Below are 24895 nucleotides of genomic sequence, written 5' to 3'. Positions count from 1 at the left end.
ACTATGACCTCACTATTTTATCCGTTACTTTTATGGTTCTAAAATTTTCTTTTATATCATGCACTCTAACCATATCCACACCTTGTATAATTCCCATAACAGTTGTTGATAATGTGCCTTCCACTCTAGCCTTAGGCTCTAAATCTAATATTTTTCCTATCATAGATTTTCTTGAAGTTCCTAATAGAATAGGGTATCCTAATTCATTTAATTCCCCTAGTCTTGACATAACTTCTATGTTTTGTTCAAAGTTTTTGCCAAAGCCTAATCCTGGATCTACTATTATATTTTCTTCTTGAATACCTGCTGTCTTTGCTATTTGTATGGATTTTTTAAGGAATTCTTTAATAGATTCCATAATATCTGTTTTATATTCTGTTCCCTTTTGATTATGCATTATAACCACAGGCACATTGTACTTGGCTACTATATTGGCTATTTGGGGTTCTCTTTGAAGCCCCCACACATCGTTAATCATATGGGCGCCTGCCTCTAACACTTTTTCAGCCACCTCTGCCTTATACGTATCTACAGATATAGGGATATTGACTTCAGCAACTAGCTTTTCAACAATAGGCAGAACCCTTTTCAATTCTGTTTTTACATCTACTTCATCTGCACCAGGTCTTGTGGATTCCCCTCCAACATCGATAATATCAGCACCTTCTTTTATCATCTCATTGGCATGTTCTATGGCTTTGTATAACTCAAAGTAATTACCCCCATCTGAAAAAGAATCTGGGGTTATATTAAGAATGCCCATAATATAAGTTTTGGTACCAAATTGAAAGGTTTTATTGCCACATTTTATAGTTACTTTTCTATTTAAAGTAGATTTTATACTATTCATCATAATCACCTATCTTCCGAAATTGATTAATGAGATAGCTTCAGCTCTTACTTTACCATCCTTTTGGAATACACCTCTAACAGCAGATGTAAGGGTTTTTGATCCGGATTTCTTAACCCCTCTCATAGTCATACACATATGTTCCGCTTCAACAACTACAATTACACCATATGGGCTTAATTTTTCCTCTATTGCATCAGCAATGGTTGAGGTTAATCTTTCTTGTAATTGTGGTCTTCTAGCCACTGTTTCAACTACTCTTGCTAACTTACTCAATCCTGTTAGTTTACCATTTTTAGGAATGTATCCAACATGGGCTATTCCGTGAAATGGTACCAAATGATGTTCACATACAGAATAAAAAGGTATGTCTTTTACCAATACCAATTCTTCGTGATTCTCTTCTTCAAAATATATTTCCAAATGCTCTTTTGGGTCTTCATTTAACCCACTGAAAATTTCTTCGTACATTTTGGCTATTCTTTTTGGTGTATCAAGGAGGCCTTCTCTATTAGGGTCTTCTCCAATAGCTGCTAGAATATCTCTAACTGCATTTTCTATCTTTTGCCTGTCCATTTTTCAACCTCTTTTCTTCAAACAGTTTATCTTATGCTTCTAGCTTTAAGTGTACTTTTATCATATCATTATTCTACATTTTTTTCAAAGGGCACCTTTAATAGTTTTCTTTTATTTCATTTAATTCTCTAATTAACATTTTTGTAATAAGGTTCGTCTTAATGTCGTACTTTTTATTTTCTAATTGAACCACAGGCATTATTTCTAATAAGGAATTGGTGATGAATATTTCATCTGAAGTTAATAGGTCTTCTTTTGAGTATTGACCTGTTCTTACAATTAATTTTAACCCTTTTCCAATACTTATTATTTTATCTCTTATAATTCCTGGCAACAATCCACATTCTATGGCTGGGGTATATACAACACTGTTTTTGATAAAAAATATATTGGATATGGCACCTTCACAAATATGATTTTTTGTGTTTTCAAATATCACTTCATCAAATCCAGTTTCTATTGCTTTTTGCCTTGCAATTAGATTTTCTATATAGTTATTTGATTTTATATTGACTAATAAAGAGTCTTGGTTTCTTTTTACTTCTGTAAAAGATAGTCTGAATCCTTTTTCATACTGTTCCTTAGTATATGTGTTTTTTCTTACTGTAATGATTAAGTCACTTTCTTGATTGTTTTTAGCAATAGTAATTTTTAAGACACCGTTGTCTAATTCATTTTTCTTAATAATTTCTTTTGAATGTTGTATTATTTGTTCTTCATTAAAAGTTGGGTTAATGTTTAATTTTTTACAACCATCAAAAAGTCGTTGTAAGTGTTCTTTTAAAAAATATATTTTATTTTTCTCGAATTTAATTGTTTCAAAAACACCATACCCGTAAGAAAACCCTTCTTTTAAAGGGGATACATTACTACTTACTTGGGGTATATTCTTGCCATTTATATTAACAAACATCTTTTCACCGACCTAATATCTTTTTTATTCCTTTAATGCCCTTACCAATGCCCTGCCTTTGTGTAATGTTTCTTCATATTCTGATTCTGGATCAGAGTCCCAAACAATACCTCCACCTACTTGAAAATAGGCTTTATGATCTTTACAAAGGATGGTTCTTATAACAATGTTTAAATCCACATCCCCATTTAAACCTATATACCCTATGGATCCTGTGTATATATTCCTTTGAGTTGGTTCTAATTCATCAATAATTTCCATAGCTCTTATTTTGGGTGCACCTGTTATAGAACCACCTGGAAAAGTTGCCTTAATACAATCAATAACATCATAGTCTTCTTTTATTTCTCCAACCACTGTTGAAACCAAGTGATAAACCGTCGCATATTCTTCTAAGTGAAAAAGCTCTGTCACCTTTACTGAACCTGTCTTTGCAATCTTTCCTATATCATTTCTTTCTAAGTCAACAATCATAAGAAGCTCGGCTTTGTCTTTTTCACTATTTATCAGTTCTTCTCTATTAAGAATATCTTCCTCTGGGGTTTTTCCTCTAGGCCTAGTCCCTTTTATGGGTCTTGTTTCTATGTTTCTATCTTTAATTTTTATAAATCTCTCTGGAGAACTAGAGAGTATTTGACCTTGTCCAAAATCAATAAATCCACCAAAAGGTGATGGGTTTATTGCCCTAAGTCTTTTATATAATTCATAAGGACTTTCTTCTAATTCACACTCAAATCTTTGAGTCATATTGGCTTGGTATATGTCCCCTGCTTTTATATACTCTTTAATTTTTTGTACTTTTCTTAAGTAATCTCTTTTTTCTATATTTGATTTTAGAACTATATCTTTATTTTTCTTCTTTACACTCTTTTGTATACTTCTATTTTCACTTTCTTCTATTGCTTTTTCTATTTCAGCTACTATGTTTTTTTCTTCCCCTTTTATACCTAATGATGTAATATAGGTTTTCTCATTGATATGATCAATTACGATAACCCCATCATATAACCCAAAATGACAATCTGGAATATTCACATCATCCACTGCTGTTCTTGGGAATTTTTCTATAAAGTGGCATAAGTCATAGGATAAGTAGCCAACTAATCCCCCTACAAAAGGCAAGTCTGCTTTATAATCCATTTGATAAATTTTAAGAATTTCTTTTAATTTATGAAATGGATCTTCAGTAATTATTTCTTCCATACCATCTTTTTTTATTCGCACTTCATTTCCCTTACTTTCAAAGAGTAAATAAGGGTCAAATCCTATAAAGGAGTACTCTCCCAATCTATTATGGTTCATACTGCTATCCAATATAAAACTATAATCTCTATCTTTAAATACTGTATATAATTCAAAAGAATCTAGGGATGTTTTTACTTCTTTAATATACATTTTATCACCTATTTGCCATTTCTATAAAGTTTTTTAATAAGTCTAGGCCTGATTCTGTTAATATTGCCTCTGGGTGAAATTGAACACCTTCTATTAAGTACTCTTTATGTTTTATTCCCATTATTTCACCTTTACCTGTTAGTGCTGTTATTTCAAAACAATCAGGCAAAGTACTTTTATCTATTAATAAAGAATGATATCTTGTTACATTCAGGGGGTTTTTTAATCCTTTAAAAGAACCATTGTTAGTATGAGTAATTGAATGCACCTTGCCATGTACAGGCTCAGTGGCTTGTACAACTTTAGCGCCAAAGACTTGTCCTATGGTTTGATGTCCTAGACATATTCCTAGAATTGGGATTTTACCTTGAAATTCTTTGACAACATCTATAGATATTCCTGATTCATTAGGGGTACAAGGCCCAGGAGATATGACTATTATGCTTGGATTTTTCCTTTTTATTTCTTCTATTGTTATCTCATCATTTCTATAAACCAAAACATCTTCATTAAGCTCCATTAAATATTGCTTTAGATTATAGGTAAATGAATCATAATTATCAATCATTAAAATCAAGACTTTACCGCACAAGTGAAATTACTTGAAACGGTTTCCACCGCCTTTCTAGCTTTAGTATTCTAGTTTTAAGTAATCTTCTTTTTCACCTTTTAAACATTCATTAATGCTATTGCATTTTAAACATAACCTTGATTTTTTATCACCATGATATAAAACAAAGTCTAAGTTTGTAATAAGATCTTTACCTTTTCTATGTTTTTTTATGGATTCTATAATACCATCTATTTCTTGATCATTAAAATCACATTCTTTTAAAATATCTACTGCTAATCGAGCACTTACTAAAGCGTGGTCCGATCCATCTAAGTACTGCTTCCATCTACCAATATCATGTAACAATGAAGCTGCATATATCATTTCTTTGTCTAAATTAAACCCTTTTTCTAAAGAAATAATATATCCAACTCTTGCCACATCTAATAAATGCCCAATATTATGAAGACAGAAAAGCCTATTTTCTTCTGCTTTATTTATTCTCTCTAAGTATTCATTAAAAACTTTATGGTTTAAAATCTTATTTACTCTTATCATATGGGATCCTTTTTAGTCAAACTTTAATTTTTCATCCAAATCGTTTAATAGTGCTTTTAAATAATTTTTAAAGTCTTCTTTTAAGTCTTCTCTTCTTAATGCAAATTCAACAGTGGCTTCTAAAAACCCTAATTTGTTCCCTACATCATAACGTTTACCTAAGAAATTGTATGCATACATGGCTTCTTCCATTGCTAATCTTTTAAGAGAATCTGTTAACTGAATTTCTCCACCAGCTCCTGCTTCTTGGCTTTCTAAATAATGAAAAATTCTTGGCGTTATTATGTATCTACCTAATATGGCTATATTAGAAGGCGCTTCTTTAATAGATGGTTTTTCGATTAAATCACTTACTTTATAGACTCTGTTTTCAATATGTTTGCTTTTAATTATGCCGTATTTATTAACATCTTCTTTATCAACTTCTTGGACCCCTAAAATTGAGGTCTTGTATTCGTTAAATATATTTACCATTTGCTTTAAACAAGGCTCTTTAGAAACGACTATATCATCCCCTAGCAATACTGCAAAGGGTTCATTCCCTATAAAATTTTTAGCCATTAGTATTGCATGACCTAATCCTTTAGGCTCTTTTTGACGTATGTAATGTATATTAGCAATTTCAGACACTTTTCTTGCAATTTCAAGTAAGTCTGCTTTGTTTTTACTTTCTAATTCTAATTCTAGCTCTATAGATTTATCAAAATGATCTTCTATTGAACGTTTATTTCTTCCCGTTACAATAATGATGTCTTCTATTCCTGATGCTACAGCTTCTTCAACAATATATTGTATGGTTGGTTTGTCAACAATGGGAAGCATTTCTTTAGGTTGAGCTTTTGTGGCAGGTAAAAATCTTGTTCCAAGTCCTGCTGCAGGAATAATAGCCTTCCTTATTTTCACAAGTGGTCCTCCTCCGTAACTTCATCTTTAAATTCTCTTAATTGAATCTTTGAGTCTTTTTTACTTTGAACTTTTAATTCAAATAAATTTTCACTTACAAAATTATTGTTCACCTCTAAATTATAGGTGATTTGAACATTTAGATGACTTACTGAATTGTCTATGTTAATTTTTTTTGTTTGAATGCCCATTTGAAGGGATCCAAATGGTGTATCATAATGGGTGATGTGCTTTTTATTAAGCTCAAATATCATATGAGTAGAAACCCCACCAAAACGTATTAAATCAACCTTATCATTTGTTATCTTAATGGTTGTATTTGTTTCACTATCTTCCTTAAGATCTCTATCTATATAATTCACATAGTGTTTTTCATTTTTTATATAATAGGTTCCAGTTGTTATCATTTCTACAGAATCACTTTCAACTAAATCAGACTGTATACCCTTTATTGATATTATTACATCTTTTGTCATTAGTCACCTCTTAATAATCTTCTATATTTATTTGTTTAACAGGCATCATTGGGTAATTTAGAATTATTTTTGCAAATTCTTCAAATTTTTCAGCTCTATCGCTTACATAGAAGTAATGGTGATGATTTGTATTAATCTCTGAATTCTCTATGTTATTTTTAATTAATAAATCTTTTAAATTTTTAGCCGTTTCAAATGCTGGATTAACCAAATACACTTTATCACCCATAATTTTTTGAATAACATCTTCTATTAGTGGATAATGGGTACATCCTAATACAACCGTATCTACAGGTTTTTGTTTAAAATCATCCAAATACCTTCTAGCAATCTCTTCCGTCACACTATCGTTTATTAACCCTTCTTCAACTAATGGAACAAATAAAGGACACGCTTTTCCGATAACTTCTGCCCCTGGGTTAATTTGATTTATTAATTTACTATATATTTCACTTTTTATTGTGCCCTCTGTCCCTATAACACCAATTTTGTAATTTTGAGTTGCATTAACAGCCATTTCAGCGCCTGGTAATGCAACACCTATAATTGGTATGCTAAACATTTCCTTTACTTCCTCTAATGCATAGGAATTTGCTGTATTACATGCTATTACTATGGCTTTCACATCTTCCGTAAGTAAAAATCTAACGATTTGCTGTGAATATCTTACAATAGTTGTTTTTGATTTGCTCCCATAAGGAACTCTAGCTGTGTCACCAAAATATATAACCTTTTCATTGGGTAGGAGTGCCATTATCTCTTTTGCCACCGTCAGCCCACCTACACCCGAATCAAAAACGCCAATAGGTCTTGTATCCATTATAGCCTCCTAATTATACCTCTTAATGCCTAATTGAATTAATTTATCTATTAGTTCTTTTTTAGAAATGCCTTTTTCTTCCCATAACATAGGATACATACTTATTGAAGTAAATCCTGGCAATGTATTAATTTCATTAAATATTATTCTATTGGTATCTTTCTCAACAAAAAAATCTACTCTACTTAATCCATAGCCATCTAGTGCTGTGAAAATTTGTACTGCATTTTTTCGTATTTCATCTGCCACTACTTTTGGCAATTCTGGATTGATAATTGTTTTAGATTCGTTGTTATTATATTTTGCATCATAATCATAGAATTCTGCTGCCGCAACAACTTCACCTAATCCTGAAGCTTTAGGACTTATGCCACCTAATACTGCACATTCTATTTCTCTTCCTATAATGCCTTCTTCTATAATGATTTTTCTATCATGAACAGCAGCTTTCCTAATCCCTTCAACAAGCTCTTCTCTATTTTTAGCTTTTGATATACCTACAGATGAACCTGCATTTGATGGTTTTATAAACATAGGATATACTAATTTTCCTTCAATTTGTTCTATGATATTTTCCATTTCATTTAAATCATATTTTGATATTGTAATATGTTTTGCTTGATCAATGCCTAATTGATCTACAACTATTTTTGTATAATGTTTATCCATGGACGCACTTGAAGTAAATACCCCACAACCAACATAAGGTATTTTAGCCAATTCTAATAACCCTTGAATTGTTCCATCTTCTCCAAACATCCCATGTAAAACGGGAAAAACCACATCTATTTGTTCTTTTTTATAACTATTTTTCTCTATAATATATAAAGCTTTTTCACTTGCATCTGGTGATATAAATGCTGGTTTTGATTTATTAATCCATTCCCCTGATTTTAATTCTGTTAAATCTTTTCCTTCATAGAGTAACCATTTTCCTTCTTTTGTAATACCTACCGGAATTACTTTATAATTATTGCTATCTATATTCTCAATGACTGTAGTTGCTGATACACAAGAAACCTCGTGTTCTGAAGATTGTCCTCCAAATAATACAACTAAATTAATTTGCTTCATACGCATTTTTCTCCTAATCTTAAATCTATATAATATAATACTATGTTATTTATTTACTAAAAAGTATTCTTTTTTATTTTAACCTTAATACACCAATTATTCAATAGATTTATTAGTGTATCCTTTATAGGAAATAGAACTTTTCTATAAAAAAAAGAGTCGATTTATCGACTCATAAAGGGTCTGCCAAATAATTTTGCCATTATCCCCGTATTTTTTTCTTTTTGTCTTGCAGTTGTATCGTTAACCACATCTAATATTTTAAATCTTACTACCAATGGTATGTCTTCTTCTTTTTGTGCTTGTAATATTCCCTTATATTCTTCTTCTGTTAATACATTTTGAAGGGTTTTTTGGGTATTTTCTGGAATAAAACTATGTGTAGAATCTACAAAACATAGAGGTGGAAACATTACACACCACCAATTCTGGCCCTTGGCTTCCCCAATTTCTATTCTTAATGCTTCATATTCTCCTGTAGGTAGAATCATATCACTATATGCTCTTGTGGGAAACAAAGCATTTTCTAATTTAACATTCACTTTGTATGCTTTATCATTTTCTTTTATTATATTTTCTGAAACTGCTTTTATTCTATCAAGATTATCATTAATAATTGATCGGGTTTCTTCAATATTTTCTGTTGCAGATAGTATTTCTTCCATATCTTCTAATACAGCATCTCTTACTTTATTTTTTAATGCTTGATCCTCTGCTGTATCACTGTTAGCTAGAACGTGAAATCTAATGATTTGACTGGCTAATGCTTGTTGTACTTCACCAGCTGGTTTTTCTCTTGCTATACTTATCAAAAATGTGCTTAATAAGCCTAAACTTAGTGCTATTGTTATTATTATACCTTCTCTTAAAATCTTTTTATTCATTGGTTTTATCCCCCGTTTCTAATACTATATTTTAATTGTTACCAAAAATGGAAAGTATTATACGAGTTGTAAAATTTTATTTTGCAACACCTATTCTTCTTATATCTACTTTTGCTTCGACTTCTATATTTGCTTTAGCGAAAACATCATCCCAATTTTCGTTATGTTTTATCCAGAGTTTTCTATTCTTAATGGCCATTTGATCCAACATATTAAATAAATCTATACCATACTCATCTTGTATCATTGTTATAAAGTCCTTTGTTTCTTCTTCCAAAATATTTTTTGTTTTATCCTCTAATTTTCTTATATTCTCTTCTTCAAATAAGCTGTATTGAGGGTTTAATGTATAGGCCTTAACATCTGCTTCAGTAATGATATCAACGCTAATGCGAAATTCACCCTCTTTTTCATCAAATTTCAAACTTGTTTCCATCTTTGTTATTTCTATCGTTACTTCTTCCTCTTCATTTCCTTCTTCAAATGAAGTAACCACACTGGTTCCCTTTCCTTTTCCCGTTACCCAGCTCATTTTCTCTACATCTTCTCGTGATAACCAATCCCGAAATTCATAATTTATTACCAATCCAAGACCCTCAATCATAGGCTCATCTTCTTCTAGCTTTACTCTTGGGATTAATACGGTACCATCTCTTTCATTAATACTATTGATTAAGTCTCCTAATGTTAACTCTGCTGCTTTTAACACATCATACTGATTATTTTCATATAATCCCATTAGGTGCATTCCCATATCATTACTACCCTCTATTTCTAGCTCTATCATTTCTTCTGCCTCTTCTTCTACTGCAAGGACCATAACTGTACGTGCAAAATGAGGGTTTCTTTCAAACTCATCTAAAATTTTTGTGAACACTGTTTTATTGTTTAATACACCTTCTCCAAATATGACTACTTTAGCATGATCAAAATTCAACTTTCTTTTTGATCTAGAACCAAATATTTTATTGGATTCATATAAAGTATTGGCCTCTATGACTTTAATAAAGCTTTTCTCATCTCCATCCCCTTGTCCTGTTACCACTGGTAAATTTGGTAAATTATAGGTAAAATGTACGGCCTCATCAATATAATCAATGCCAATAGAAACCACATAATCTCGTTCATTCAGTTCTACTTGATCCCAACATCCTACTAGCAGTAATGGTATTAAAATGATGCACAAGTATTTTATTAACTTCATTAGCTCTCACCTACTTTTTTTATTCTAGCTAAGAATATAAGGGCTAAAGGTAAAAACACCAATAAAAACAATCCCATATAAGACATAATATTTTTCGTATACTCATAAATTTGAACCACATTATCTGGTATTAATGCAATTAAAAATATTATTGGTAGTAAAGGTAATACTAAAAAATTTTGCTCCTTTAGTTTAAATACTTTTTGTGTAATAACACTTATAAAAAATACATAAGCGTTTATAACTGCAAATATACTTAGTATCCAAAAAGATATCATTAATGCGTCCTGTCTTTCTAAAAGGGCTCCTGGCAATTTAACAACTTGCATTATATTCATAACAGGCCATATTTGCCTTTGTGTTCCAATATCGCCAAATAATCCAAAGGTAATAATACATAAAAATACATTAAAAATGCCTATTAGTACAATTGCACTGATTACAGGTCTTCTTGTTTTTCTAGGCTTATCTGTATAAGGAATGGCTATTAATAAAAGATCAATAGCAGAATAAGTCAAAGATATGACATATGCGCCCATAAATATATCTTGTGGGCTACTTACAAATACAGGCAATACTCTACTAAAATTAACTTGTGGTATGGCAAATAAAAGGACTAGTATTATAGGTATAAAAACAATCCATACGATTATTTCTGCTACCCTTGCTCTACATTCATATCCCTTTCTTGCTATATATAAAACCACTAATAGCATAGACATTATAATAACTTCTATAGGGGTATTCTCTAGTAGGGCCTCCTTTATTAATTCACTAAATAATCTTAAACCAAAAGAAGCGGCCAATACTAATCTTGTAATAAATATAAAAGCAATGATAAAGGTAATAATTCTCCCTGCCAACGTTTCTGTATACTCAAATAAAGTTTTATGGGGGAATTTATATGCCAAATGCAAAATAATTACTGCATATACAATTGCAAAAACTGTCCCTAATGCAACAGAAATCCATCCATCTCTACCTGCTGTTTCAGCTGCCATTCTAGGCAATATTAAGCTGGTGGTGCCAAATAAATTTAACATTAATAAGACTTTTAATTGTCTTATAGAAATTCTATCATTTGCTGAAAACATACTCCCATTCCTTTCGTACTCAAGGTACTGGCTTCAATCTATTCCTTCTTCTTAATAACCAGCCTTCTTCTTTCTCTCCAATTTGTAAATATTGGTCTTCTTTTCATTAGAAAACTTGGCGGCCTAATCAATGTATCTTTTAAGTCATTGTAATCATTTAAGTTACTGGATACATAAGGTACTAAATAAGGAATATTGAAACTTTTTAATGATGCCAAATGTATTAGTATCACTAATAACGCCAACCAAAAACCTAATAAGCCTAAAACAGCTGAGGCACCAATGATGAAAAACTTAAGAATTCTAAAGGCTTCTGTTAAAGATTGACCAGGCACAGTAAATGCTGAAATAGCCGTTAAAGCAACTACTATGACAATAATAGGACTAACCAAATTAGCCTCTACAGCAGACTGTCCAATAATCAAACCGCCAACAATACCAATGGTACTACCTATTGGTCCAGGCAAACGAATACCAGCCTCCCGTAATAATTCAAAGGCCAATTCCATAAGGACTATCTCAACTACCACAGGAAAGGGCACCCCTTCTCTGGCAGCTGCAAAAGAAAACACCAGAGATGTGGGCAACATAGACGGATGATATGTTGTCAGGGCTATATATAATCCAGGTAAGGCAATGGCAAAAAATGCTGCAACAAATCTTAATAACCTTACTAGAGTCATAATATGCCATCGGTTATAATAATCTTCTGATGCTTGAAAGAAACTATTTAAAGTTGTTGGTAATATCAATACAAAGGGTGTATTGTCAATGATCAGTACCACTCGACCTTCTAAAATTGCTGAAGCAGCTTTATCAGGTCTCTGAGTTACTTGGAACTGTGGAAAAGGTGATAGCCAATCATCTTCTATTAGCTGTTCTAACTGACCACTTTCAAAGATTGCATCTACTTTAAACTTTTTTAATCGATCTTCTACTTCCTTCAATATACTTGGTCTTACCAATCCTTCTATATACATAATGCCTATATCTGTTCTTGATCTAACACCTACCTGTGTTTGTTTTACCTTAAGTCGTGTATCTCTTATTCTACGTCTTATTAATACCGTGTTAAATCTAAATGCTTCACTAAAGCCTTCTTTAGATCCTCTTATAACGACTTCTGTATCAGGCTCTTGAATTCCCCTGTTAGGAAAACCTCTAGTAGCTACTTTTAATGCTTTATCATATCCATCAAGAAAAAATATGGTATCCCCAGCAAGAACTGCCAGCGCAACTTCATCCATTGATGTTATTTCACTTACATCTGCAGTTGCAAATGCACCATTTTTTACAAAGTTTACTTTTTCTTCTATTGAATAGTCATCTATATCTTTAGGCGCCTGCCTTACTTGCAGCATAATTTGTCCTAGTATGGACCGTTCAATAACCGTACGATCAACCATAACATCAATATAGGCTATATAGGCGGAAAATTGATTTTTTTCTCCTATGGGAAATTTTCTTTTTACAACATCCCCACTCCCTTCAAATAACATTTCAAAGGTTTTTATATTCTCATCAATATCTTTAGTGAATGGAACAATAATCTTATGTCCTGCATTATGGGTTGTCCTTTTATTTTCTTCCATAGTGACCCTCCTTTATGGTAAAAATCTTAATGCAATAAAAAGCCCAAGACTTCCAAAGAAATATATATAGCTTAATATTTTTGCCACTTTTTCCTCGGTTTTGTATTCCTGTTCAATAAATTTTTTTCTGTCTATATAATATAAAATTAAACTAATAATGATCATAAAAATAACAACGTTTAAAGTAAAATTCGCCTTTAATTTATATATAATCTCTTCCATAATATGTCCCTCTTTACATTATTTTTTAACATTACTAGTTAATAGTATTAAAAAAAAAGGCCAAGATTATACATCTTAGCCTTTTTTTAACATAATAATTTATTAGTCAATATCTTTTATTAGTTTTATAACAGTCATTTCTTGATTTAAAATATGCTGTTGAGCCACATCTTTTGCTTTGGCAACATTTTGGTTTTCTATTGCATTTAAAATTTGCTCATGTTCTCTAACTAAATCCATATGATTATCTGATTTTCTAATATATTCTACCCTAAATCTATATATTTGTTCCCTTAAATTATTAATGATTTGGATTAGTTTTTCATTTTCTGTTGCATTGAATATGACATCGTGAAACTCTACATCTTTTTCAACAATTTTTTCTACATCTTTTTGATTTACTGCCACATTGAAAGCATTCATTGTTTCTCTTAATTTTTCTATTGTCTCTGGTGTCATTTTTTCACAGGCTATTTTTACTGCTAACTCTTCCAATGCACATCTAACTTCTAATACATCTCTTAAATCTTTTTCAGTTATTCTAGCTACTTCTGCACCTTTTCTAGGCACCATAGCGACTAATCCTTCTAATTCTAGCTTTCTAATAGCCTCACGAATTGGCGTTCTACTAACACCTAAGCGATCTGCTAATTGTTTTTCCATTAATCTTTCCCCTGGAACTAACTCTCCCTTTAATATTGCTTTTCGTAATGTATTAAATACTACATCTCGTAAAGGTAAATATTCATTTAGATTAACTCTTAAATTGTCCTCCATCTTCCCCTACCCTTTCCTATTAAAAATCGTTGTTAAAAACGCTTGTTTTACACTACTACTATCTATCTTAAAATCATACAACGCTTTTCTAGCTTTAATCTTATCATCAAAAATTCCAAAAACTGTAGGTCCACTACCACTCATCATAGACCCAATAGCTCCTTTTTCAAGCATTAATCTTTTCAACTTATCAATAACTGGGTATTCTTTTATAGTAACGGTTTCTAGTACATTTCCCATACAACTAGATATTTTATTTAAATCACTACTTTTAATAGCTTCTATCATCTTATCAATATTTGGCCTGGTTTCAAATTCATTTATATTCACCTTTGAGTATACATAAGCTGTTGAAACATTAATATTAGGCTTCACAATTAATATGTAACAATTGGGCATTGGATCTAATGGTGTTAGTTTTTCTCCTATGCCTTCAGCCAATGCAGTTCCCCTCATTATGCAGTAAGGAACATCGGCACCAATAGTAACACCTAATGCCATTAAGTCTTTATTTGATAAGTTAAGATTATACAAAGTATTTAACCCTGTTAGCACAGCAGCTGCATCACTGCTTCCACCTGCTAATCCAGCTGCAACAGGTATTACTTTATGCAATTGAATATACAGACCTTGAGAAATATCAAATTCTTTTCTTATTAGATCAGCGGCTTTATACACTAAATTATTATTATCTGTTGGAATAAAGGGCAGATTTGTTTTAATAATTATTTCCGGCTTATTTATCTTTTTTAAATATAATCGATCAAATAAATTAATCGTCTGCATAATCATTCTTACTTCATGATAGCCGTCTGGCCTACGATTAAGAATGTCTAAAGCTAAATTTATTTTTGCTCTTGCTTTTAAATGTATACTTTCCATAGATGCCCTCACCTTGTATCTTGTATACTAAATATTATATACAAATATAACTTGGAATTCAACATAAAAATATAGGGGTACATCTCCAAAAAAACTTATACAAACCATTGAAATTACAAAACAGCTATTAGGTCCCTTCCTAATAGCTATTTTAGTTTGATCTTTTATTCTATTTTTTCTTGTTATTTCTATTGCCATTATTTTTAGGTTGGTATTTGGTTTTTGAGGTAATTGTTGAGCTCTTTTTTTTACTATCATTTGAAGTTGGTTTTCTATTTGTTGTGTCAGCCATTTCCCCTTGAACCAGTCTTTTCTTTGTAATGGTTATCTCTGCTTTACTCGCCATTCTCATTAATATATTTTCTTCACCTTGAGTCACCGTTGATACCACCGTGCCTTGTGCTCCCATTCTTCCTGTTCGTCCTGCTCTGTGAATATACTGTTTTGGACTACTAGGCAGATCCCAATTAATGACATGGGTTAGCCCTTCAATATCTAACCCTCTAGCTGCTACATCTGTGGCTATTAGTAATGGGAATTTGCCCCTTCTAAAATTAATAAGTGCCTCTTTTCTCTCACTTTTAGAAGATTCACTTGTTAGTATACCTAGTGGCATATTTTTAAATTTTAATTTTTCACTTATAATGGATAGTTTTTCAACATCATTAATAAATGCTAAGGCTTTCACATTTGGAGATGATCTTACAATTTTTCTTATATAGTCGATTTTATCTCTTTGGTCACATACAATATAATAATGTTCCGTTATAGAAGGAATGCCTTCATCTTTATTAATTATTATGGTTTCTGGATCCTTCATTACCTCACTACCAATCTGGCTTGTACGATCAGATAGGGTAGCTGAGAAGAATACTAACTGTCTATCTCTTAAAGTGGTTTTTATGATGTTTTTTACATTATCAACATGTTCCTGTGCAATAAGTACATCAAATTCATCTACTACAATTGTCTTTACTTCATGCATTTTCACTTTTTTCATTTTGATTAATTCAATCAATCTACCTGTACTTGCAACAATTATATGTGGATGGCTTCTTAAGTTTTCTACTTGACGTTTTATATTAGCCCCACCAATGATGCCTTCACTTCTAATAGTCGTTCCTTTTGTCCAGTTTTGAATCACACCCAATATTTGCATAACCAATTCATGGGAAGGGGCTAACACCACGACTTGTAATTCTTTCTTTTCTGGGTCAATCTTATTTAATAATGGTACTAAATAGGCTAAGGTTTTTCCTGAGCCTGTTGGTGATTCTGCAATGACATCTTTTCCTTCTAGAATTAATGGAATTGCTTGTTTTTGAATAAAAGTAGGTGCTTTAAAACCTGATGTCCCCCAAGCTGTTTTTAAAAAAGATTTTATATCTATTGAATCTATCCATTTATCTTCTGTCATCTCCATATTTCTCAATCCTTTCATCTCTATCTATTCACTATATTCTTATTATAATCTACAAGAGAAACTTTTATAAACATAGTTTTTATTTGGTCCAATTATATCATAAAATACAAATATATCAAAGTTAATGACTTTTAATCAGCTTTTTACTTTATAGCAAAGAGAACTTGTAGGGTAAAGTAAAAAAGCCCTTATTAAAAGGACTTTTCTATTGAGTATATATATTAATATTGGATGTGCTTAACTAATAATTCTTCTGTTTTTTAATTGTTCAAATGTGATGCCATATTTATAAGCAATATCCCTTGCAAAGCTTATGCCTTGAGGCTTTGATATTTTAACTTTGAAAGAGCGTTCTCCATTTTCCAAACCCATCACTAAACTTACCGCATTATGGGCTGCATCTATCTCTTTATTAATTTCTTCTACGGATTCGGCAAGCTCATGAATATGTGTATTAAAACATGTTCTTGCACCTAGATAACACAAGTATTTCACTACATCTTTTGCTATAAATAAAGATTCTGTATGACTTGTGGTTGCAAAGGATTCATTAAACAAAATCAAGCTTTTGGAGGTGGCTTTACCACAAATATCACTTAAGCGATTAGACTCTTCACCTAATCTACCCATTTCAACAGTACTGTTCTCATCAGCTGGAAAGTGAGTAAAAATATTATCACAAGGTTTCATAACGCCGTTGGCACAAGGAATAAATACACCACTGTTAAAAAATAAAAAGGCTAATCCAATACCTTGAGTAAATATGGTTTTTCCACCACGATTGGGACCAGTTAAAATAAAAATCCTTTGGTCCTTAGTAAAAATCAAATCATTTCTAATAATATCGTGTTGAATTTCTCCTTTTAACTTACATATTGCTAACTTAATATTATAAAAATCCTCTAGTTTACACTCACTATCATTAATTGGGTTGGTTTGCCCAATGCATACCGGCAACCCTATATCCTTGATTTTTTTTTCTAACTCTAAAAATCTTATATAAAAGCGTATTTCATCAGCTATATTAACCAACGCCAATCCACTAACATTCATATATTTTTTCAATGTTTTTTTTAGATCTTTCACAATTGGCTGTAACATGTTTTCAACAATTTTTGTTAAATTATTCATTAAGGGATTAATGCCATTACTAGCAGTATGTTTAAAATAAGTCATCCCTTGAAACAAGTCAGAAGTGTTGTTGCTACTTCTTTTTTTATGATATGTTAAAAAGTTTTTAAGAAACGTTTGTCCCTTAAAGGCTTCGCTATTTATGGATACGATACCAGCTTCTATTGGGTTTAAGTTCTCATCTAGATTTACACCAAGCGAAATACTTTTAATTGCAGAAATATCATACCCAATTTTTTCAACATCTTCTTGAAACTCTGAAAAGCCACTGTCATTATATATACCATTTACATAGGCATTGAGATTTTTAAGTCCTTCTGATTCAAAACTGGAAAGCTCTATGCTACTTTTTAGTTTTTTTATACATTCTATATATACCTCTAATTCTTTTAGTCTACTAACAAGCTCCCATAAATTAGAGCTATCCCAGTCTTTTTTTGTCTTTCCATATTCATTTAACAATTCAATTTCCTCAAGAGCTTCCTCTACTTTAATACAAAACTCCGGATGGTTTTTTAAATCTTTATATACCATACTACGATATGTTATAACCTCTTCATCATTAGGGATATCTGTTAAGATACCACGTATCTTTCTTTGTTCATTTTCCTTTTTGCTTAAGAATGAACAAATATAATCAATTGATAAGTCATTACATACAATCTCACTAAGCTTTTGAAAGGAATTCTCTTTACCCATTGGATATAAAAGACTAAAGTCATTGATAGATTTTAAATGTTTGCTTACATCTTTCACATTAACCCCCCCTTTTAATCAGTAGTAGTATTACGATTGTAGTATTAACTATATATTACATTCGTAATCGTTAAATGTCAAGACTTTTTTATAGAACAAAGTGACTTCGTCACTCTCAAAAACATTTATTAATGGCTTATTAGAAGTCATATTGTTCCTGCGCATCAAGCTTTTTCTAACTGTGTTAGAAAAATGCAGCGCATTTAATCAATATTTTTACTTTATAGGAAATAGTAATTTTCTATAAAGTAAAATAGCCGTATTACTTTTTACAAGTAATACGGCTATTCATTAGTTTGCTATAATGGCTTCAACATTTTTAATTATTATGATTTTATCTCCTGCTTTTACTTCCTGTTCTGCTGACAATCCATTTATTTCCCTTATTTTATCAGTTGTTGTATAGTATTTTTTAGCTATATCCCAAAGGCTTTCCCCTTTTTTAACAATATAACCTACTACACTTGGTAAATCGTATATTTTCTTCATTTCTAATTCTTGTTCTTCTAGATCTACTATTACATTTCTAGTTAATTGTTCAAAGACCATAGTATTTAAGTTGATACCACTTCTGATTTCAACTTCTTGATCATCAAGCATATTGCAACTAATATAATCAATGGATGGTTTCACATTATAGATGCAACTATCATTAATACCTTTAGCATCTATTAAATGTGTAAAAGGTATCACATCTTTGATTACATTTATAGGCGTCTTATCGTCAGCTGCAACATAAATTATTTGCACTGTTACTACACCTTCAACTTCTATACCATCTTCTGTGATTTCAACATCATCGATTTTGATATCTCCATCTGCATAACAGATTTGTAGAATAGATGGCTCTCCGTCTTTTATCCCAATCTTCTCAGACACTTTGCATTGAGTTTGATTTTTTAATAAAATATTTTCATAAGTAACAGGTTTTGTTTTTATTACTACGTCTTTAGATGGTGAGTAGATATCTCTTAGAACATTTACATCTTCTTGTTCATAAATTTTTATATCTAGTTCTGTTATTATTTCGACATCTAAGACTCTTTCTTCACCGTCTAAATCTGGTCTAACTTGAATATCCTTTTGGAATATTTCCATTGATACATTAGCAATCATTTCTTCTAGACAACCATCTGCTTCTAACATACCATTGTAAGGCAATTCAAATTCTACAAATTCTACAGGTTTATCATCCGTCTCCCCTATATAAAGTACAAAGAGAGCTATATCACCTTTTACACTTATTTTATCATCTAATAATCTTACTTCTGGATTTCTTATAGAAGCATTGCTCCATAAGATTTCCATAATATTTGGTTTGCTATTAGGTATTGCTAGTTCGTCCCTTACCCTATAAGTATCTTTTTTACTTGTAAAAACTTGACTTACTCTAATAGGCTCTTTAATGTTTTGGTAGTTGCTTTCGCTTTCAACATCCGTTGCCACATTGATAAAATAGCCTTCCTCCGCTACTGCCTTTAATTCTAATATGCCCTTTGCGCTGAGTTTTCTAGAATTAATAACACTGGTCATCATATTCTCAATATTGCATGCTAATCTAATATCATCATCTTCTAGTATTCCATCCATATTAACAACCTCATCGAAATGCATTGAGTTTGTTAAACTATGTACAGGTTTATCATCTGTGTCTGTTAAATATAATACTGTAAATTCTAATTCACCTTTTACTTTAACTTTGTCATTCATAGTTTCTATGTTATTTACTTTAATATCTGCACGTTCCTGTATAATTTTGTGAATGTCTGGTTTTATATCTGGTACATTAAAATCATCATCTAATGTAATTTGAACTACTGAAGTTCCTTTCGTTTTAGTCATTTGTATATCTTTTCTAATTAAATTTAACGCCAAAAAAATCCCTCCTAATCTTTGTCTATATAATTATATTAAAGATAGGACGGATTTTATGACTAATTATTTAGTTTTCACGACATAATGATAATTCAACGGTATGTGTTAAAATATCTGTATAGCTGTATGAAACTCTTCTATAAGAATCTTGTAATTCATTTTGAACTTTTACTACGAATATACTAGGATAAGTGTTTTCTAAAACACCTTCTTTTACAACAACTTTTTTACGACCTTTATTGGCTCTGACTTTTACTCGGCTTCCAACATATTCATCCATACGTCGTTTCACTTGTATAATGTCTTCTTTTGCAATCAACATTAATCACCTCATCTATTCCGACTTTTTTCATGATAGCATAAAAAGCGGCAAAAGTCAAGAAATTTTCTGACATATCTTAAATCTTATAAATAAACCTCCAAGAATTAATCTATTTTAACAGATATTTCTATTGTGCTAAAACATTTTATGGTATCAACAAAATGTTACATAAATCTAAAATTAACTATAACTTTTCCTCTTATTTTGTTAAGTGGAATAGACCCAAAATCTCGGCTATCTTTACTTATTTGTCTATTGTCTCCTAGTACAAAAACATAACCATTTTCTACTATAGTATCTATATCACCATATGTTTTACCTAATATATAATCTTCGTTAATTTTTATACCATTAACATAAACATCTTCATCTTTTATAATAACATGGTCGCCACTTACTCCAATTATTCTTTTTACAGCTAGAGCCTCCTTATCATCCATAGGAACCTCTATTACTATAATGTCTCCATTTTCAATGGGGTTAATAAATGTAATGGCTTTAGAGATGATCATAAAATCATTATGATAAAGAGTTTTTTCCATGGAACGTCCATATACACGAATAGGCCAAATAATCCAATGGAATAATAAGATAACAAGTAAAGAAAATATTATTATTTTTATCCACTCTAACATTTCTATTTTATCCAAAAGTTTCATGATTATTCCCCCCAATGAATATTTAATTATAATATGTTTATATTTTAACATAAACGGAGGCCTACATCTACTTTTTGTCAGAAAGTAAATATTTCCTTTAATGTATAATATGAACACAGCGACTTGGTCACTCTAAAAAATATTTCATAATTTCTTATCTGAATTCACCTTATATTACTTTTTATAGCGTAAAAAAAGATATTCATACAAAGTAATTTGTAAGAATATCTTTTCTAATTTATTAGATCATTTAGTTGTAATAAACAGGTTTGTCTATGTACTCTGTCTTTACTATAACTCTAGGATATGTTAAAGCCATTGTTACTAAGTCTTCTTTCGACGGTCCTATTAAATCTGTATCAATGACAATAGCATTTTCTGTCACATATAAGTCTTTAACCTGTATACTATACCCTCCAGTTGGTTGCTCTCCATATCCAACAACTATATATAGATCATTGCCATTAGCATAACTAAATCTAAAGGGCTCCTGCTTTTGATTTTCTATCATATTTATTATCTCTTGAGGTGCATCATCCTCATCAATAACAGTAAATTCTAAATCACTTTTTCGATTACCTTGATCTATTTTTTCTGTTTTACATGCTGTAAGTATTAAAGACAATAGGACTACTAAAAATAAAATTTTCTTCATGTAATAAATCACCTTAGCTCTTTTTTTATATTCTATTTCTCTAATTATGGTTTTAGAATATTAACTATAACAAAGTAGGTAGGACAGTACTATTGCTTACTTACATTTATTTGTTTTCCATTATTTTCATAAAATCATCTTGAAGATCATTTAGTTTTTTATGGGTATCCTCCATTGAAATCCCTTTAATACCAAAATATATTTTTACTTTTGGTTCAGTGCCTGATGGTCTTACACAAACCCATCCATTGTTTTCCAATTCAAAGTACAATACATTGGACTTTGGTAACCCAGTGGCTTTTTCATTTAGATAATCTATGGTTGACAATACCTTGTTGTTACCAATATTACTTAATTGGTTATTTCTTAGTTCTTTCAACATTGTATTCATTTTCTCTATACCATCAATGCCCTTAAGGGTAATTGATTGTTGGGTTTCTTTGAAATATCCGTACTTTTCATAAAGGGACAACATACCTTCCCATAAGGTCAATCCTTTGGTTTTATAATAAGCAGCTATTTCACAAAGGGTCATAGTTGCAACTATTGCATCTTTATCCCTTGCATGAGTACCTATTAAATACCCATAACTTTCTTCAAAACCAAATAAATATGTGTAATCACCAGTTTGTTCAAATTCTTTTATCTTTTCACCTATATATTTAAATCCAGTAAGAACTTCAATTAATGTCACACCATAGTACTTAGCTACTTCATTAATCATATTTGTTGAAACAATGGTTTTAATTAAAGCACCATTTGAAGGAAAATCGCTATTTTCAATTCTTTTAGTAAGTATATAGTCAGCAATCAATACCCCTAACATATTTCCTGTTAAAGGAATGTATTCCTCTTCGCCCTTTACCAATACACCAATTCTATCTGCATCCGGATCTGTGGCTAAGATTATATCTCCTTGTGTTTTCCTTGCTAAATCTATTGCTAATGTATACACATTCATATCCTCTGGATTTGGATAACCAACAGTAGAGAAATTACTATCTGGTTCTGCTTGTTCTGGTACCACATAGACCTGTGAGAATCCCACTTCATTTAAAATTCTTTGTACCGGAATATTTCCTGTTCCATGAAGTGGTGTATATACGATCTTTAAATTATCCCCTTCTTGGTTAATTGCCTCTTGATTAAGTATTAACTTTTTTAATTCACCAATATATAATTCATCCATATCTTTGCCAATGATGTTATATAAGCCTTTTTTCTTTGCTTCATTTATTTCTAGTCTATTAACTTCTTTAAAAGACTTTATAGCATTAACTTCTTTGATAATCCCTATGTCTTTTGGTGATGTAACTTGAGCACCATCATCCCAATATACTTTGTAACCATTGTATTCTGGTGGATTATGACTAGCCGTTATAACAACTCCTGAAACACATCCTAATTGTCTAGTCGCAAAAGATAACTCTGGTGTTGATTTTAGAGTATCAAACATAAATGTTTTTATACCATTGCCATTAAGGACTAATGCTGTTTCTAGCGCAAATTCATAAGACATATATCTTGAATCATATGCAATAGCTACACCCTTTTTTACTGCTTCTTTACCTTGTTTAATAATGTAATTAGCTAATCCTTGAGTTGCTTTCCTTATAGTGTAAATATTGATTCTATTAGTCCCTGGGCCAATTATCCCTCTTAATCCGCCTGTTCCAAACTCTAGTTCTTTATAGAACCTTTCTTTAATTTCATTCTCATCTTTAATTTGTAACAATTCTCCTTTTGTTTCCTCATCAAAATAAGCATCATTGATCCATTCATTGTAAATTTCTAAGTGTTTCAATTATTTCACCCCTATTAATTTTTTCCTTCTTTATCTAATACCCCAAATTTGTTATTCTTGAACATTTGTCTCATTTACATTTTCACTATTACCTTCAGTATTAGATTGAATCTTAACCAGTTCTGGAAAAGTAAAAAAGCTGTCTTTGCCATTATCTAATATTTCTACAGTATATAGTTTTGAAAAATAACCCTCTCTTCTTAGTGTTATAGAATGATTGCCTGGCTTGATAGGTATAGAGACTGGTATCATACCTATGTAATCACCATTTAAATACAATTCTACATTAGATGGACTATTAACGTGCATATAATTAGAGATTACTTGTTGTTCTTGTTTTTCAAGATTTATAGGATAACTAAATTGTGGCTGATTAAAGTTTATGCTGTCTTCGTATCTTAAATAACCCTCTTTTTCTGCAACTATTACATAAACCCCAAACGGCAATCTTATAGGATTTGATAAGTCATCAAATCTTTTGCCATTTATATATACTTTAACATCAGACTGAGCTAGGTTTATTTTAAGATCTCCTTCTCTAGGAACATCTCTTCCTAAGTCCAAAATTACTACTTGGTCTTTTTCAATCATGACTTCTCTTATAACTGGATCGTGCTGAGGTTTGTCTATAACTATTCTATGGACACCTACTGGCACAGGTATCCTAGTTCTGCTTTTAATAACTTCCATAATGTTTGATCCAACTTCTATAATGCCATCAATAAAATATTCATGATTTTTAAGTTCAATAAAACCATGTCCACTGTCTAATATAATAACCCATACTTTATCTCTATATCCTTTTAATGTAACTTGATCATTTGGTGTTACATCTGTTATTTCTATAGGAATCCCATTATACAAAACCAATACTTCGTCTGTATACTTAAAATGATCATTTCCTCTTTGAACTGTTTGATTTTCTTTATTTACTATAACATTGGATACTCTTTGGAACTCCCAAACTTGAGCTGTAATTTGTACTTGTTCTGGAACAAGTGTATTAATCTCATATTTTGTCCTTACCATATCACCCATCTTAAACTGTTGCAGCGTGATTGGTTCTCCAAACTTGTTTTGCAATACAACTGACCCATCAATATTAAGTGTAACTAATTTTTCATTTTCGATATCGTATACAAACAACCTTCTATTTGCCGTATCAACATTTTTAATAACACCTAGAATTCTATCAAATTCTTGATCAATTAGAATTTCTTCATCATCTGAATTATTATTATTGGGTCTTGTATTGGTAGTTTGTTGACATGCTGTTAAATTTATTAATATTAGTAGCAATATACCCATTATAAAAATAACTTTAGAAAAATTAATGCTTTTTTTCATTTAAGTTCTACCTCTTTCCTTAACGCTCTAAAAAAACTTGTTTTATAAATATGTAAAATGTTATAGTTATTATAATATAAAAAGATGAAAAAGCAAATTTTTTTAATGAAATTTAATGTTTTCGTAAAATAATGGTAAGATACTTCTTTT

Annotated in this window: 25 protein-coding genes; all 25 read right to left on the bottom strand. The window is 30.9% G+C overall.

Translation table 11 applies throughout. The annotated features are described in order from the left end of the window. Position 1: 1 nt before the first annotated feature. Positions 2-850 (bottom strand): dihydropteroate synthase, encoded by an 849-nt coding sequence (gene folP / locus EDC18_RS10225; RefSeq protein ID WP_132252812.1) that lies wholly within the window; start codon positions 848-850, stop codon positions 2-4. A 9-nt stretch (positions 851-859) separates the two neighbouring features. Beyond that, positions 860-1426 carry a GTP cyclohydrolase I FolE gene (gene folE / locus EDC18_RS10220; RefSeq protein ID WP_132252810.1) on the bottom strand — a complete coding sequence of 189 codons (567 nt, stop codon included), beginning with the start codon at positions 1424-1426 and terminating at the stop codon, positions 860-862. Between the two features lie 97 nt (positions 1427-1523). After that, positions 1524-2339, bottom strand: a complete 816-nt coding sequence (locus tag EDC18_RS10215) for an aminotransferase class IV (RefSeq protein WP_132252807.1) — start codon at positions 2337-2339, stop codon at positions 1524-1526. A 24-nt stretch (positions 2340-2363) separates the two neighbouring features. Further along, on the bottom strand, positions 2364-3734 hold the full coding sequence (gene pabB, locus EDC18_RS10210) for an aminodeoxychorismate synthase component I (protein ID WP_132252806.1): 1371 nt from the start codon (positions 3732-3734) through the stop codon (positions 2364-2366). A gap of 4 nt (positions 3735-3738) precedes the next feature. Then, positions 3739-4302, bottom strand: coding sequence for an anthranilate synthase component II (locus EDC18_RS10205; protein ID WP_442929361.1), 564 nt, complete (start codon positions 4300-4302; stop codon positions 3739-3741). Positions 4303-4365: 63 nt separating this feature from the next. Next, positions 4366-4845 carry an HD domain-containing protein gene (locus EDC18_RS10200; RefSeq protein WP_132252801.1) on the bottom strand — a complete coding sequence of 160 codons (480 nt, stop codon included), beginning with the start codon at positions 4843-4845 and terminating at the stop codon, positions 4366-4368. 12 nt (positions 4846-4857) lie between these two features. Beyond that, on the bottom strand, positions 4858-5748 hold the full coding sequence (galU, locus tag EDC18_RS10195) for a UTP--glucose-1-phosphate uridylyltransferase GalU (RefSeq protein WP_132252798.1): 891 nt from the start codon (positions 5746-5748) through the stop codon (positions 4858-4860). Then, entirely contained in the window at positions 5745-6224 is a 480-nt protein-coding gene (locus EDC18_RS10190; RefSeq protein ID WP_132252795.1) for a YwiB family protein, read from the bottom strand. The genes galU and EDC18_RS10190 overlap by 4 nt, the downstream gene beginning before the upstream one ends. A 10-nt stretch (positions 6225-6234) precedes the next feature. Further along, positions 6235-7044, bottom strand: coding sequence for a glutamate racemase (gene murI / locus EDC18_RS10185; protein WP_132252793.1), 810 nt, complete (start codon positions 7042-7044; stop codon positions 6235-6237). 9 nt (positions 7045-7053) lie between these two features. Further along, positions 7054-8118 (bottom strand): D-alanine--D-alanine ligase family protein, encoded by a 1065-nt coding sequence (locus tag EDC18_RS10180; protein ID WP_132252790.1) that lies wholly within the window; start codon positions 8116-8118, stop codon positions 7054-7056. A gap of 164 nt (positions 8119-8282) precedes the next feature. Beyond that, positions 8283-9002, bottom strand: coding sequence for a stage II sporulation protein R (gene spoIIR, locus EDC18_RS10175; RefSeq protein ID WP_132252789.1), 720 nt, complete (start codon positions 9000-9002; stop codon positions 8283-8285). A 76-nt stretch (positions 9003-9078) separates the two neighbouring features. Next, positions 9079-10206 (bottom strand): Ger(x)C family spore germination protein, encoded by a 1128-nt coding sequence (locus tag EDC18_RS10170; RefSeq protein WP_132252787.1) that lies wholly within the window; start codon positions 10204-10206, stop codon positions 9079-9081. Further along, entirely contained in the window at positions 10206-11300 is a 1095-nt protein-coding gene (locus EDC18_RS10165; RefSeq protein ID WP_132252785.1) for a GerAB/ArcD/ProY family transporter, read from the bottom strand. The genes EDC18_RS10170 and EDC18_RS10165 overlap by 1 nt, the downstream gene beginning before the upstream one ends. A 38-nt stretch (positions 11301-11338) precedes the next feature. Then, positions 11339-12892, bottom strand: coding sequence for a spore germination protein (locus EDC18_RS10160; protein ID WP_132252783.1), 1554 nt, complete (start codon positions 12890-12892; stop codon positions 11339-11341). A 12-nt stretch (positions 12893-12904) separates the two neighbouring features. Continuing rightward, entirely contained in the window at positions 12905-13114 is a 210-nt protein-coding gene (locus tag EDC18_RS10155; RefSeq protein WP_132252781.1) for a CLC_0170 family protein, read from the bottom strand. Positions 13115-13216: 102 nt separating this feature from the next. Then, positions 13217-13891, bottom strand: coding sequence for a GntR family transcriptional regulator (locus EDC18_RS10150; RefSeq protein WP_132252779.1), 675 nt, complete (start codon positions 13889-13891; stop codon positions 13217-13219). A 6-nt stretch (positions 13892-13897) separates the two neighbouring features. Continuing rightward, a complete protein-coding gene (gene ispE, locus EDC18_RS10145) occupies positions 13898-14773 on the bottom strand; it encodes a 4-(cytidine 5'-diphospho)-2-C-methyl-D-erythritol kinase (protein WP_132252778.1) in 876 nt (291 codons plus the stop codon). Positions 14774-14942: 169 nt separating this feature from the next. Further along, on the bottom strand, positions 14943-16196 hold the full coding sequence (locus tag EDC18_RS10140) for a DEAD/DEAH box helicase (RefSeq protein WP_207669195.1): 1254 nt from the start codon (positions 16194-16196) through the stop codon (positions 14943-14945). Between the two features lie 237 nt (positions 16197-16433). Further along, a complete protein-coding gene (locus EDC18_RS10135; RefSeq protein WP_132252776.1) occupies positions 16434-18083 on the bottom strand; it encodes a MutS-related protein in 1650 nt (549 codons plus the stop codon). Positions 18084-18374: 291 nt separating this feature from the next. Further along, entirely contained in the window at positions 18375-19958 is a 1584-nt protein-coding gene (locus EDC18_RS10130) for a DUF3794 and LysM peptidoglycan-binding domain-containing protein (protein WP_132252775.1), read from the bottom strand. A gap of 67 nt (positions 19959-20025) precedes the next feature. Further along, a complete protein-coding gene (locus EDC18_RS10125) occupies positions 20026-20280 on the bottom strand; it encodes a Veg family protein (RefSeq protein ID WP_442929360.1) in 255 nt (84 codons plus the stop codon). 164 nt (positions 20281-20444) lie between these two features. After that, complete coding sequence (lepB, locus tag EDC18_RS10120; RefSeq protein WP_165878553.1) at positions 20445-20939, bottom strand: signal peptidase I; 495 nt, start codon at positions 20937-20939, stop codon at positions 20445-20447. A gap of 250 nt (positions 20940-21189) precedes the next feature. Continuing rightward, on the bottom strand, positions 21190-21594 hold the full coding sequence (locus EDC18_RS10115) for a protease complex subunit PrcB family protein (RefSeq protein WP_132252771.1): 405 nt from the start codon (positions 21592-21594) through the stop codon (positions 21190-21192). 106 nt (positions 21595-21700) lie between these two features. After that, positions 21701-23398 carry a phospho-sugar mutase gene (locus EDC18_RS10110; RefSeq protein WP_132252770.1) on the bottom strand — a complete coding sequence of 566 codons (1698 nt, stop codon included), beginning with the start codon at positions 23396-23398 and terminating at the stop codon, positions 21701-21703. A gap of 51 nt (positions 23399-23449) precedes the next feature. Beyond that, entirely contained in the window at positions 23450-24745 is a 1296-nt protein-coding gene (locus EDC18_RS10105; protein WP_132252768.1) for a PEGA domain-containing protein, read from the bottom strand. Between the last annotated feature and the right edge of the window lie 150 nt (positions 24746-24895).

Origin of the sequence: Natranaerovirga pectinivora (assembly GCF_004342165.1) — a bacterium.
Lineage (GTDB): Bacteria > Bacillota > Clostridia > Lachnospirales > DSM-24629 > Natranaerovirga > Natranaerovirga pectinivora.
Note: the sequence above shows the minus strand (reverse complement) of the source record. Positions and strands in the feature narration are given on the sequence as shown.

Coding starts and splice junctions, on each gene's coding strand:
- folE (WP_132252810.1), bottom strand. CDS start 1,426: ATGGACAGGCAAAAGATAGAAAATGCAGTTAGAGATATTCTAGCAGCT.
- EDC18_RS10180 (WP_132252790.1), bottom strand. CDS start 8,118: ATGAAGCAAATTAATTTAGTTGTATTATTTGGAGGACAATCTTCAGAA.
- EDC18_RS10165 (WP_132252785.1), bottom strand. CDS start 11,300: ATGTTTTCAGCAAATGATAGAATTTCTATAAGACAATTAAAAGTCTTA.
- murI (WP_132252793.1), bottom strand. CDS start 7,044: ATGGATACAAGACCTATTGGCGTTTTTGATTCGGGTGTAGGTGGGCTG.
- EDC18_RS10160 (WP_132252783.1), bottom strand. CDS start 12,892: ATGGAAGAAAATAAAAGGACAACCCATAATGCAGGACATAAGATTATT.
- EDC18_RS10215 (WP_132252807.1), bottom strand. CDS start 2,339: ATGTTTGTTAATATAAATGGCAAGAATATACCCCAAGTAAGTAGTAAT.
- pabB (WP_132252806.1), bottom strand. CDS start 3,734: ATGTATATTAAAGAAGTAAAAACATCCCTAGATTCTTTTGAATTATAT.
- spoIIR (WP_132252789.1), bottom strand. CDS start 9,002: ATGAATAAAAAGATTTTAAGAGAAGGTATAATAATAACAATAGCACTA.
- EDC18_RS10190 (WP_132252795.1), bottom strand. CDS start 6,224: ATGACAAAAGATGTAATAATATCAATAAAGGGTATACAGTCTGATTTA.
- EDC18_RS10115 (WP_132252771.1), bottom strand. CDS start 21,594: ATGAAGAAAATTTTATTTTTAGTAGTCCTATTGTCTTTAATACTTACA.
- EDC18_RS10125 (WP_442929360.1), bottom strand. CDS start 20,280: ATGTTGATTGCAAAAGAAGACATTATACAAGTGAAACGACGTATGGAT.
- ispE (WP_132252778.1), bottom strand. CDS start 14,773: ATGGAAAGTATACATTTAAAAGCAAGAGCAAAAATAAATTTAGCTTTA.
- lepB (WP_165878553.1), bottom strand. CDS start 20,939: ATGAAACTTTTGGATAAAATAGAAATGTTAGAGTGGATAAAAATAATA.
- EDC18_RS10205 (WP_442929361.1), bottom strand. CDS start 4,302: ATGATTGATAATTATGATTCATTTACCTATAATCTAAAGCAATATTTA.
- EDC18_RS10140 (WP_207669195.1), bottom strand. CDS start 16,196: ATGGAGATGACAGAAGATAAATGGATAGATTCAATAGATATAAAATCT.
- EDC18_RS10105 (WP_132252768.1), bottom strand. CDS start 24,745: ATGAAAAAAAGCATTAATTTTTCTAAAGTTATTTTTATAATGGGTATA.
- EDC18_RS10150 (WP_132252779.1), bottom strand. CDS start 13,891: ATGGAGGACAATTTAAGAGTTAATCTAAATGAATATTTACCTTTACGA.
- folP (WP_132252812.1), bottom strand. CDS start 850: ATGAATAGTATAAAATCTACTTTAAATAGAAAAGTAACTATAAAATGT.
- EDC18_RS10170 (WP_132252787.1), bottom strand. CDS start 10,206: ATGAAGTTAATAAAATACTTGTGCATCATTTTAATACCATTACTGCTA.
- EDC18_RS10155 (WP_132252781.1), bottom strand. CDS start 13,114: ATGGAAGAGATTATATATAAATTAAAGGCGAATTTTACTTTAAACGTT.
- EDC18_RS10200 (WP_132252801.1), bottom strand. CDS start 4,845: ATGATAAGAGTAAATAAGATTTTAAACCATAAAGTTTTTAATGAATAC.